The following is an 11,704-nucleotide window of genomic DNA, read 5'->3' on the forward strand; positions in this document are numbered from 1 at the left end:
TCTTTTGACTTTTCTTTTCAAAAACAAGATCAAAGGATCGCAGCCTGCGGCAGCTCCTACAGGGGGCATAGCGAGGACGTGAAGATGCAAACCAAGTTACTGATCAACGGCCAACTGCAAGACGGCGAAGGCCCCGCCCAACCGGTGTTCAACCCCGCGCTGGGTCGTGTACTGGTGGAAATCAACGAAGCCAGCGAAGCCCAGGTCGATGCCGCCGTACGTGCCGCCGACGCCGCCTTCGCCAGCTGGTCGCAGACCCCGCCGAAAGAGCGTTCGCTGCTGCTGCTCAAACTCGCCGATGCCATCGAGGCCCACGGCGAAGAGCTGGCCAAACTGGAATCGGACAACTGCGGCAAGCCTTACAGCGCCGCGCTGAACGACGAGATCCCGGCGATTGCCGACGTGTTCCGCTTCTTCGCCGGCGCCAGCCGTTGCATGAGCGGTTCGGCCGGTGGCGAATACCTGCCGGGCCACACTTCGATGATCCGCCGCGACCCGGTGGGCGTGATCGCCTCCATCGCGCCGTGGAACTACCCGCTGATGATGGTCGCCTGGAAAATCGCCCCGGCCCTGGCCGCCGGCAACACCGTGGTGCTCAAGCCGTCGGAACAGACCCCGCTGACCGCCCTGCGCCTGGCCGAACTGGCGTCGGACATCTTCCCGGCCGGCGTGCTCAACCTGGTGTTCGGCCGTGGTCCTAGCGTCGGCAGCCCATTGGTCACCCACCCGAAAGTGCGCATGGTGTCGCTGACCGGTTCGATCGCCACCGGCTCGAACATCATTTCCAGCACCGCCGACAGCGTCAAACGCATGCACATGGAACTGGGCGGCAAGGCCCCGGTGATCATCTTCGACGACGCCGACATTGACGCTGCCGTCGAAGGCATCCGCACCTTCGGTTTCTACAACGCGGGGCAAGACTGCACTGCCGCCTGCCGCATCTACGCGCAGGAAGGCATCTACGACAAGTTCGTCGAGAAACTCGGGGCGGCGGTCAGCAGCATCAAGTACGGCTTGCAGGACGATCCGTCGACCGAACTCGGCCCGCTGATCACCGCCCAACACCGCGACCGCGTGGCCGGCTTCGTCGAACGCGCCATCGCCCAGCCGCACATTCGCCTGATCACCGGCGGTAAAGCGGTGGACGGCAATGGCTTCTTCTTCGAACCGACGGTGCTGGCCGATGCCCAGCAGGACGATGAAATCGTGCGTCGCGAAGTGTTCGGGCCGGTGGTGTCGGTGACCAAATTCAGCGATGAAGCGCAGGTGCTGGGCTGGGCCAACGATTCGGACTACGGCCTGGCCTCCTCCGTGTGGACCGCCGATGTCGGCCGCGCCCATCGGATGTCGGCGCGCTTGCAGTACGGCTGCACCTGGGTGAATACGCACTTCATGCTGGTCAGCGAAATGCCCCACGGCGGGCAGAAGTTGTCCGGGTATGGCAAGGACATGTCGATGTATGGGTTGGAGGATTACACCGTTGTGCGGCATGTGATGTTCAAGCATTAACGGCGAAAAGATCGCAGCCTTCGGCAGCTCCTACAGGGGTTGTGCAGGGCGCGGAATGTGCGGTGCATGCGATCCCTGTAGGAGCTGCCGCAGGCTGCGATCTTTTCCGCAGACACAAGGATGACGTCGGCGATTACATCAAGGATTCACCGCAACCCAAAAAAACAATAACCACCGATCCTGGCGGTGCCCTCAAGGCCCCGCCACGGTTTCGGACATCCGAAATCTGCCGATTTTCCGGAGCAATCACACATGAGTGCATCACCCGATCTCTCTGCAGCCGTTGCCGACAGCGATGCCGAGCAGCTTCGTAAACTGGGTTACACCTCCAACTTCAATCGCAGCATGAGCCTGTGGGAAAACTTCGCCCTGGGCTTCACCTACCTGTCCCCGGTCGTCGGGGTTTATACCCTGTTCGGCCTGTGCCTGGCCGCGGGCGGGCCACCGATGTTCTGGGCCTATTTGCTGGTCGGTTGCGGCCAGCTGTTGGTGTGCCTGATCTTCGGCGAAGTGGTTTCGCAGTTCCCGATTTCCGGCGGCGTGTACCCATGGGCCCGTCGTCTGGTGGGCAAGCGCTGGGCGTGGATGGTCGGCTGGATCTACTCCATCGCCCTGTGCGTGACCATCGCGGCGGTTGCCGTGGGTGCCGGTCCGTACCTGGCCGCCATGATGGGCTTTGAACCGAGCAACAACACCAACATCATCATCGCCCTGCTCCTGACGCTCTTCGCCACCCTGGTCAACCTCAGCGGCACCAAAGTGCTGGCGCGCATCGCCATGTTCGGCTTCCTGTGTGAACTGGTCGGCGCAGTCATCGTGGGCGTTTACCTGCTGATCTTCGAGCGTCATCAATCGATCAGCGTGTTGTTCAACACCTTCGATATCAGCGTCGATGGCTCGTACCTGCCGGCGTTCCTTACCGCTTCGCTGGCGGGTATGTTCCTGTACTACGGCTTCGAGGCCTGCGGCGATGTGGCCGAAGAAACCCCGAACCCGAGCAAGCAGATCCCGGTGGCGATGCGCATGACCATCTACATCGGCGGCATCGCGGCGATGTTCGCCTGCCTGGCGCTGATCCTCGCCGTGCCGGACATGCAAGCGGTGATCAATGGCACCGACAAGGACCCGGTCACCACCATCCTCAACAACGCGTTCGGGCCGGTGGGTTCGAAAGTGGTGATGGGCGTGGTGATGATTTCCTTCATCTCCTGCGTCATCAGCCTGCAAGCGGCGGCCAGTCGCCTGCTGTATTCCTACGCCCGTGACGAAATGGTCATCGGCAGCCGACTGCTGAAGAAGATTTCCCCTACGACGCAGGTTCCGGTTGCCGCGTTGTTCGTCTCCGGTGTCCTGCCGGCGCTTATCATCATCCTCGGCTTCTTCCTGCAGGATGCGGTAGCCACCATCGTCAGCTTCGCGGCCATCGGCATCTACCTGGCGTTCCAGATGATCGTGCTCGCGGCCCTGTACGCCCGCATGAAGGGCTGGAAACCGAGCGGCAAATTCACCCTCGACGCCTGGGGCTGGGCGGTGAACATCGGCGCACTGGTCTATGGTGTCGGGGCCATTATCAACATGGCCTGGCCACGGACACCGGATGCCGCGTGGTACATCAACTACGCCATGGTACTGAGCACGGCCATCGTGATTGGCCTGGGCCTGCTCTACATGTGGATCGCCAAACCGTATGACCACGGCACCGCCCCGGCGGGCGATGCCTGGAAAGTCAGCCGGTAACGGCATTCGCCCCGGTGCCATTGTGGCGCCGGGGCGATCTGAAAAACCAACAAGGATTGAATATGGATATCACCCGCCGCGACTTTCTCAACGGCGTCGCTGTCACCATCGCTGCCGGCATGACCCCTCTGCAACTTCTCCAGGCTGCCCCTGACGGGCGCTACTACCCTCCAGCACTGACCGGCCTACGGGGTAACCACGTCGGCTCGTTCGAAATGGCCCACCAGATGGGCTGGGAGAAAAAGGTCTTCGACACCGACAAGCTGCCGATCACCGAGGAATATGACCTGGTGGTGGTAGGAGGCGGCCTCAGCGGACTGTCCGCTGCGTGGTTCTACCGTGAGAAACATCCGAAAGCGCGCATCCTGATTCTGGAAAACCACGACGACTTCGGCGGTCACGCCAAGCGCAACGAATTCTCCGCCGGTGGTCGCATGATCATCGGCTACGGCGGCAGTGAAGCCTTCCAGTCGCCGAATCATCTGTACAGCCAGGAAGTGAACGGCCTGCTGAAGAAACTCGGGGTGAACATCAAACGCTTCGAGACCGCGTTCGACCGCCAGTTCTACCCGGGCCTGGGCCTGTCGCGCGGGGTGTTCTTCGACAAGGAAAACTTCGGCGAAGACAAACTGGTGACCGGCGACCCGACACCGATGGTGGCCGACGACATTGCCCCGGACCAGTTGCACGCCCGCTCCATCCCGGACTTCATCAACGATTTCCCGCTGCCGCAAGCCGACCGCCAGGCGCTGATCGCCTTGCACATGACGCCCAAGGATTACCTGCCCGGCAAAACCACCGAGGAAAAAACCGCGCACCTGGAAGCCATCAGCTACCAGGATTTCCTGCTCAAGGACGTAGGCTTGTCGGCTCAAGCGGTGAAGTATTTCCAAAGCCGCACCAACGACTTCATGGCCCTGAGCATCGATGCGGTTGCCGCGTCCGACGCTTACTCAGTCGGTTTCCCAGGCTTCAGCGCGATGAACCTGGAGCCGATCAGCGAAGAAGCCCGGGCGGAAATGGAAGAGCCCTACATCTACCACTTCCCCGACGGCAATGCCTCGCTGGCACGCTTGCTGGTGCGCAGCCTGATCCCGGCCGTGGCACCGGGGCACACCATGGACGATATCGTCCTCGCTCCGTTCGACTATGCCAAACTCGATCAGGCCAAAGCCCCGGTGCGCATCCGCCTCAACAGCACAGCAGTGAGCGTGCGCAACGTCGGCAGCGGCGTGAACGTCGGCTACAGCCGCGGCGGCCAGCTCAGCCAGGTGCGCGGCAAGCACTGCATCATGGCCTGCTACAACATGATCATCCCGTACCTGCTGCGCGACCTGCCGCCGGAGCAATCCCACGCCCTGAGCCAGAACGTGAAGTTCCCGCTGGTGTACACCAAGGTCGTGATCCGCAACTGGCAGTCGTTCCAGAAACTCGGCGTGCACGAAATCTATGCGGCGACCCAACCCTACAGCCGGATCAAACTCGACTACCCGGTAAGCATGGGTGGCTACGACCACCCGAAAGACCCGACGCAGCCCATCGGCCTGCACATGGTCTACGTGCCCACCAGCCCCAACAGCGGCATGAACGCCCGCGACCAGGCCCGCGCCGGCCGTGGCCGCCTGTACGGCCAATCGTTCGAACAACTGGAAGCGCAACTGCGCGACCAACTGCAACGCATGCTCGGCCCTGGCGGCTTCAACCACGAAACCGACATCCTCGCCATCACCGTCAACCGCTGGTCACACGGCTACGCGTACTTCTCCAACAGCCTGTACGACGATGCCGACGAAAGCGAAAAACTGATGAACCTGGCCCGTCAGCCGGTTGGACGGGTAAGCATCGCCAACTCGGACGCGGCGTGGAGTGCTTATGCTCATGCGGCGATTGATGAGGCGTATCGGGCGGTGGGGGAAGTGGGTTAACCCCACGTCGTTGGATTAGCATCTGGCAACACATCCTTCCCTCTCGTTCGTGTTCGCCGCACTAGAGTTTCGTACAGCCCATGCACGCCTGCGGTTGACGAAAACCCCGGCTCGGCCTAGGGTGTTTACGTCGTTTACAGCGTATACACCTTAGGAGAGCCATCATGGCCTCACCCGTTTTGTCTTTTCGCGTCGAAGAACATTTGGCTCAGCAGCTGGATTTATTGGCTGCGGCGACCGACAGAGATCGTCAGTACCATCTCAAGCGTGCATTGGTTCGATATGTGGAAGCCGAGTCCTGGCATCTGCAAGCCATCAGTGACGGCATCGCCGATGCCGACGCGGGGAAACTCACCGATCTGGATGCCGTGAAGGCTAAGTGGGCAAAACGTGCCGAGCGTAGTACTGACTGAAAAAGCCGAAAGCGATCTCGATGCCATCCATGAGCACTACCGAAAGGTAGTTGGCGCAAAAGTCGCCTTCGAAATCATTTCCACGATTTTGCAATCCCTTGAACTATTGGAACAGTTTCCCGGCTCGGGCAGGCCTTCAGGCATGCCCGATGTCCGAGAGTTGGTACTTGGCCGTTTTCCCTTTATCGCCCCCTACCGATTTTCCCAAGGCCAGGTACAAGTTCTGCGCGTGCTGCATCAGCGATCCGAGCGCTCTCAGGATTGGTAATAAGGGCATCCAGCCAGGACGGGATGCCCCATTTGCTTCAAAACCGCGAAACACTCCTCATCGCATCCACCAGATACCTCATCGCGATCCTGTCGCTCTCCGACAACTCCCTATACCGTTCCACCAGTTTCATTTCCTCGCTGTTGAGGCGGCGTCTTCGTCGCCCCAGGGCCAGGCACGGAAAGATTCCCAACATTTCGGTGATGCCTTGTACTTTCGACATGGACGATGTCCTTCTCTATACGTCAAAGAAAACTGCAAAAAACCGCATCGCCCTATCCCTTTTTCAGCAGCCGCTGGGTGCCCGCTGAACCGCACCGGTCCGAAGGGCATAAACCGGTCATGTGCACAGAATAGAAATATTCCGGGCGCTGAAAAGCGGTTTTTAGAGTAATTAGTCGAAAAAAGCAGAAATGCCCTGTAAATCAGAAACCCCTGTCGGAATTGTTTCCCGACATGTCTTGTTTCATTGCCGAACCGGCGCTGTGCCATCAATCAATTTTGCTCTGCAATCGAACGGTTTAAGCTGTCGGGCATCTGTTCTACAGTCCGTTGCGTTTGGCCGAAGGCATGTCCGAACCGTTTTTTCTGATCCAGCACGTGCCAGGAACGGCGCGGGATTGCTCACGACAGGTTGTATTTATGCACCGCAGGAACTTGCTCAAAGCCTCCATGGCCATCGCGGCCTACACAGGTTTGTCCGCCACGGGTCTGTTGGCCGCCCAAGCCTGGGCCGCCAGCGGCGACACCGCTGATGGCGAGGCCAGCGCATTCGATTTCGAGGCGCTGAAGCTCCAGGCCAAACAGCTCGCCAGCAATCGCTACCAGGACACCAAGCAACAGTTGCCGCCGACCCTGGCGACCATGACGCCGCAGAACTTCAATGCGATCCGCTACGACGGCAATCATTCGTTGTGGAAAGAACTCAAGGGCCAACTGGACGTGCAGTTCTTCCACGTCGGCATGGGGTTCAAGCAGCCGGTGCGCATGTACAGCGTCGACCCGAAAACCCGGATGGCCCGCGAGGTGCATTTCCGCCCGTCACTGTTCAACTATGAAAACACCACGGTCGACACCGCTCAGCTCAAGGGCGACCTGGGTTTCTCCGGCTTCAAGTTGTTCAAGGCCCCGGAACTGGACAAGCACGACGTCGTGTCCTTCCTTGGCGCCAGTTATTTCCGTGCGGTGGACGCCACCGGCCAGTACGGCTTGTCGGCCCGCGGGCTGGCCATCGACACCTACGCCAAGAAGCGCGAAGAATTCCCCGACTTCACCAAGTTCTGGTTCGAGACGCCGGACAAGGACAGCACCCGCTTCGTGGTCTACGCCCTGCTCGACTCGCCGAGCGCCACCGGTGCCTACCGTTTCGATATCGACTGCCAGGCCGAGCGCGTGGTGATGGAGGTCGATGCCCACGTCAATGCCCGTACCGCCATCGATCAACTGGGCATCGCACCGATGACCAGCATGTTCAGCTGCGGCACCCACGAACGCCGCATGTGCGACACCATTCACCCGCAAATCCACGACTCCGATCGCCTGGCCATGTGGCGCGGCAACGGCGAGTGGATCTGCCGTCCGCTGAACAACCCGGCGACCCTGCAATTCAATGCCTTCGCCGACAAGGACCCGAAAGGTTTCGGCCTGGTGCAGACCGACCACGAGTTCGCCAGCTATCAGGACACCGTCGACTGGTACAGCCGCCGCCCGAGCCTGTGGGTCGAACCGACCACCGCATGGGGCGAAGGCTCGGTCGATCTGCTGGAAATCCCTACCACCGGCGAGACCATGGACAACATCGTCGCCTTCTGGACCCCGAAGAAACCGGTGGCTGCCGGCGATTCGCTGAACTACGGCTACAAGCTCTACTGGAGCGCGCTGCCACCGGTCGGCACGCCGCTGGCGCGGGTCAATGCCACCCGCTCCGGGATGGGCGGTTTCACCGAAGGCTGGGCGCCGGGCGAGCATTACCCGCCGGTCTGGGCCCGTCGTTTTGCCGTGGACTTCACCGGCGGCGGCCTGGACCGCCTGCCCGAGGGCGCGGGCATCGAGCCGGTGGTCACTTGCTCGAACGGCGAGGTCAAGGATTTCAGCGTGCTCAAGCTCGATGACATCAAGGGCTACCGTGTCCTGTTTGACTGGTACCCGACCAATGACAGCGTGGAGCCCGTCGAACTGCGCCTGTTCATCCGCACCAACGACGGCACGCTGAGTGAGACCTGGCTGTACCAGTACTTCCCGCCAGCGCCGGACAAGCGCAAGTACACCTGATGATCGGGTAGCACCCTGCCAGCATTCGGTTTTCCGAACGCGACCTATTGGTCGGTTCGGTTAACCGGATCATTTCACTGATACTTCAGCGCAACAAAAACTTAATTTCCTTATAAATCAATGCTTTGACTAATACAGACTGGTCTGGCACGAGTCATGCTCTACACTTCTTCGACGAATGTCCTTTGCGCTCACTCAACGTGGCGCTCAGGTGTTTTGCAGCACAAAAGGGCCGATGAACTGGCTCCATAAAAAAAACAAAGTCGAGGAAAATTTGATGCGCATCGTTCCCCATATCCTGGGCGCAGCCATTGCTGCCGCTCTGATCAGCACTCCGGTTTTCGCCGCCGAACTCACCGGCACCCTGAAGAAGATCAAAGAGTCCGGCACCATCACCCTGGGCCATCGCGACGCTTCCATTCCGTTTTCCTATATCGCGGATGCTACCGGCAAACCGGTCGGCTACTCCCACGACATCCAGCTGAAAGTCGTCGAAGCCCTGAAAAAAGACCTCGACATGCCGAACCTCCAGGTCAAATACAACCTGGTGACTTCGCAAACCCGTATCCCGCTGGTGCAGAACGGCACCGTGGACCTCGAGTGCGGTTCCACCACCAACAACGTCGAGCGTCAGCAGCAGGTTGACTTCTCCGTCGGCATCTTCGAAATCGGTACTCGTCTGCTGTCCAAGGCAGACTCCAAGTACAAGGATTTCCCTGACCTGGCCGGCAAGAACGTCGTGACCACCGCCGGCACCACGTCCGAGCGCATCCTCAAGGCGATGAACGCCGACAAGCAGATGGGCATGAACGTCATCTCCGCCAAAGACCACGGCGAGTCCTTCCAGATGCTGGAAACCGGCCGTGCCGTTGCCTTCATGATGGACGACGCCCTGCTGGCCGGTGAAGCGGCCAAGGCCAAAAAGGCCAGCGACTGGGCCGTGACCGGTACTCCACAGTCCTACGAAATCTACGGCTGCATGGTGCGCAAAGGCGACGAGCCGTTCAAAAAGGCTGTGGATGACGCCATCAAGGCCACCTACGCATCGGGCGAGATCAACAAGATCTACGATAAATGGTTCATGCAGCCAATCCCGCCAAAAGGCCTGAACCTGAACTTCCCGATGAGCGACGAGCTCAAGGCCCTGATCGCCAATCCGACTGATAAAGCGGCTGACGACAAGAAGTCCTGATTTCTGACTAACCTTATCTCCTGAGAGGGCCGCCGCCCTTTCAGGAGGTGGTCACCTCCTGCTGGAATTTTTGGAAACACTCGAACCGGTGGCTGTCGAGCCGGGAGCGTGTGCCTGATCGTCGAGATCAGGCGGGAACGGAGCTTCCCCCAAGCGGGCACTTGTACATCGATTGAACTGAGGGGAGACCCTAATGAATTACAACTGGGACTGGGGCGTGTTCTTCAAGTCCACCGGCGTGGGCAGCGAGACCTATTTCGACTGGTACGTGTCCGGTCTGGGCTGGACCATCGGCATCGCCATCGCGGCCTGGATCATCGCCCTGACACTGGGCTCTATCCTGGGCGTCATGCGTACCGTGCCGAACCGCATCGTATCGGGCATCGCCACCTGCTACGTCGAACTCTTCCGTAACGTGCCGCTGCTGGTTCAGCTGTTCATCTGGTACTTCCTGGTACCCGACCTGCTGCCGGCGGACCTGCAAGAGTGGTACAAGCAGGACCTGAACCCGACCACCTCGGCCTTCCTCAGCGTCGTCGTGTGCCTGGGCCTGTTCACCACCGCGCGGGTGTGCGAACAGGTGCGCACCGGTATCCAGGCCCTGCCCAAAGGCCAGGAATCCGCGGCTCGCGCCATGGGTTTCAAGCTGCCACAGATCTACTGGAACGTGCTGCTGCCCCAGGCTTACCGGATCATCATTCCGCCGCTTACCTCGGAATTCCTGAACGTCTTCAAGAACACCTCCGTGGCCTCGCTGATCGGCTTGATGGAACTGCTCGCGCAGACCAAACAGACCGCCGAGTTCTCCGCCAACCTGTTCGAAGCCTTTACCCTGGCAACGCTGATCTACTTCACCCTGAACATGAGCCTGATGTTGCTGATGCGCCTGGTCGAGAAGAAAGTCGCCGTACCGGGCCTGATCTCCGTAGGGGGTAAATGATGGAATTCGACTTCTCGGGCATCATCCCGTCCCTGCCGGGCCTGTGGAACGGCATGGTCATGACCCTCAAGCTGATGGCCATGGGCGTGGTCGGCGGGATCATCCTCGGCACCATCCTGGCGTTGATGCGTCTGTCCCACAACAAGCTGCTGTCGAACATCGCCGGCGCGTACGTCAACTACTTCCGCTCGATCCCGTTGCTGCTGGTGATCACCTGGTTCTACCTGGCGGTGCCGTTCGTGCTGCGCTGGATCACCGGCGAAGACACACCGATCGGCGCGTTCGCCTCGTGCATCGTGGCGTTCATGATGTTCGAAGCGGCGTACTTCTGCGAAATCGTCCGTGCTGGCGTGCAGTCGATTCCCAAGGGCCAGATGGGCGCCGCCCAGGCGCTGGGCATGTCCTACGGCCAGATGATGCGCCTGATCATCCTGCCGCAGGCGTTCCGCAAGATGACGCCACTGTTGCTGCAACAGAGCATCATCCTGTTTCAGGACACCTCGCTGGTCTACGCCGTCGGCCTGGTGGACTTCCTCAATGCTTCGCGCGCCAGTGGCGACATCATTGGCCGCTCCAATGAGTTCCTGATTTTCGCGGGTCTCGTGTACTTCATCATCAGCTTTGCCGCCTCGCAGCTGGTCAAGCGTCTGCAAAAAAGGTTCGCCGTATGATCTCTATCAAAAGCATCAACAAGTGGTATGGGGACTTCCAGGTTCTGACTGATTGCAGCACCGAGGTCAAAAAAGGCGAAGTGATCGTGGTGTGCGGGCCATCCGGTTCCGGCAAGTCGACCCTGATCAAGTGCGTCAACGCCCTGGAGCCGTTCCAGAAGGGTGACATCGTGGTCGACGGCACCTCCATCGCCGACCCGAAGACCAACCTGCCGAAGCTGCGTTCGCGGGTGGGCATGGTGTTCCAGCACTTCGAGCTGTTCCCGCACCTGACCATCACCGAGAACCTGACCATCGCGCAGATCAAGGTATTGGGCCGCAGCAAGGAAGAAGCCACCAAGAAAGGCCTGCAACTGCTCGAGCGCGTCGGCCTCTCGGCCCATGCCCACAAGCATCCTGGCCAACTGTCCGGTGGTCAGCAGCAGCGCGTGGCGATTGCCCGTGCGCTGGCGATGGACCCGATCGTCATGCTGTTCGACGAACCGACCTCGGCGCTGGACCCGGAAATGGTCAACGAAGTGCTCGACGTGATGGTGCAACTGGCCCACGAAGGCATGACCATGATGTGCGTGACCCACGAAATGGGCTTCGCCCGTAAAGTGGCCGACCGGGTGATCTTCATGGACCAGGGCAAGATCATCGAAGACTGCAAGAAAGAAGAGTTCTTCGGCGACATCAGCCACCGTGCCGAGCGTACGCAGCACTTCCTCAACAAGATTCTGCAGCACTAAAACCGCCGCCGCCCCTGTAGGAGCTGCCGCAGGCTGCGATCTTTTGA

11 protein-coding genes are annotated in these 11,704 nt (G+C 60.1%); 10 read left to right on the top strand and 1 reads right to left on the bottom strand.

Going from position 1 to position 11,704, the window contains the following annotated elements; translation table 11 throughout:
- Positions 1-84: 84 nt before the first annotated feature.
- The 5 genes from AC3WJW_RS18475 to AC3WJW_RS18495 all read left to right on the top strand — a co-directional run bounded on the left by AC3WJW_RS18475 (position 85) and on the right by AC3WJW_RS18495 (position 5,852).
- Positions 85-1,509, top strand: coding sequence for a gamma-aminobutyraldehyde dehydrogenase (locus AC3WJW_RS18475; protein WP_493726908.1), 1,425 nt, complete (start codon positions 85-87; stop codon positions 1,507-1,509).
- 252 nt (positions 1,510-1,761) lie between these two features.
- The gene (locus tag AC3WJW_RS18480; RefSeq protein WP_493726909.1) at positions 1,762-3,246 is read left to right on the top strand and encodes an APC family permease; all 1,485 of its coding nucleotides are present in this window, start codon (positions 1,762-1,764) and stop codon (positions 3,244-3,246) included.
- Between the two features lie 62 nt (positions 3,247-3,308).
- Positions 3,309-5,171 carry an NAD(P)-binding protein gene (locus AC3WJW_RS18485; RefSeq protein ID WP_493726910.1) on the top strand — a complete coding sequence of 621 codons (1,863 nt, stop codon included), beginning with the start codon at positions 3,309-3,311 and terminating at the stop codon, positions 5,169-5,171.
- 164 nt (positions 5,172-5,335) lie between these two features.
- Positions 5,336-5,584 carry a CopG family ribbon-helix-helix protein gene (locus AC3WJW_RS18490; protein WP_218501196.1) on the top strand — a complete coding sequence of 83 codons (249 nt, stop codon included), beginning with the start codon at positions 5,336-5,338 and terminating at the stop codon, positions 5,582-5,584.
- Positions 5,562-5,852 (top strand): type II toxin-antitoxin system RelE/ParE family toxin, encoded by a 291-nt coding sequence (locus tag AC3WJW_RS18495; RefSeq protein ID WP_493726911.1) that lies wholly within the window; start codon positions 5,562-5,564, stop codon positions 5,850-5,852. The genes AC3WJW_RS18490 and AC3WJW_RS18495 overlap by 23 nt, the downstream gene beginning before the upstream one ends.
- A 37-nt stretch (positions 5,853-5,889) precedes the next feature.
- Here AC3WJW_RS18495 and AC3WJW_RS18500 read toward each other — a convergent pair whose 3' ends face one another.
- On the bottom strand, positions 5,890-6,075 hold the full coding sequence (locus AC3WJW_RS18500; protein WP_046041279.1) for a hypothetical protein: 186 nt from the start codon (positions 6,073-6,075) through the stop codon (positions 5,890-5,892).
- Positions 6,076-6,494: 419 nt separating this feature from the next.
- Between AC3WJW_RS18500 and AC3WJW_RS18505 the strand changes: the two genes are divergently transcribed.
- The 5 genes from AC3WJW_RS18505 to AC3WJW_RS18525 all read left to right on the top strand — a co-directional run bounded on the left by AC3WJW_RS18505 (position 6,495) and on the right by AC3WJW_RS18525 (position 11,657).
- A complete protein-coding gene (locus AC3WJW_RS18505) occupies positions 6,495-8,123 on the top strand; it encodes a glucan biosynthesis protein D (protein ID WP_493726912.1) in 1,629 nt (542 codons plus the stop codon).
- 277 nt (positions 8,124-8,400) lie between these two features.
- Positions 8,401-9,315 carry a glutamate/aspartate ABC transporter substrate-binding protein gene (locus AC3WJW_RS18510; protein WP_116581995.1) on the top strand — a complete coding sequence of 305 codons (915 nt, stop codon included), beginning with the start codon at positions 8,401-8,403 and terminating at the stop codon, positions 9,313-9,315.
- A 193-nt stretch (positions 9,316-9,508) separates the two neighbouring features.
- Positions 9,509-10,255: an amino acid ABC transporter permease gene (locus AC3WJW_RS18515; RefSeq protein WP_007975080.1), complete on the top strand. Its 747-nt coding sequence runs from the start codon at positions 9,509-9,511 to the stop codon at positions 10,253-10,255.
- On the top strand, positions 10,255-10,926 hold the full coding sequence (locus AC3WJW_RS18520; RefSeq protein ID WP_102699059.1) for an amino acid ABC transporter permease: 672 nt from the start codon (positions 10,255-10,257) through the stop codon (positions 10,924-10,926). Before AC3WJW_RS18515 ends, AC3WJW_RS18520 begins: the two co-directional genes overlap by 1 nt.
- On the top strand, positions 10,923-11,657 hold the full coding sequence (locus AC3WJW_RS18525; protein ID WP_015093699.1) for an amino acid ABC transporter ATP-binding protein: 735 nt from the start codon (positions 10,923-10,925) through the stop codon (positions 11,655-11,657). The genes AC3WJW_RS18520 and AC3WJW_RS18525 overlap by 4 nt, the downstream gene beginning before the upstream one ends.
- The last annotated feature ends 47 nt before the right edge of the window (positions 11,658-11,704 follow it).

It is taken from the genome of Pseudomonas sp. GW821-FHT07G06 (genome assembly GCF_058986625.1).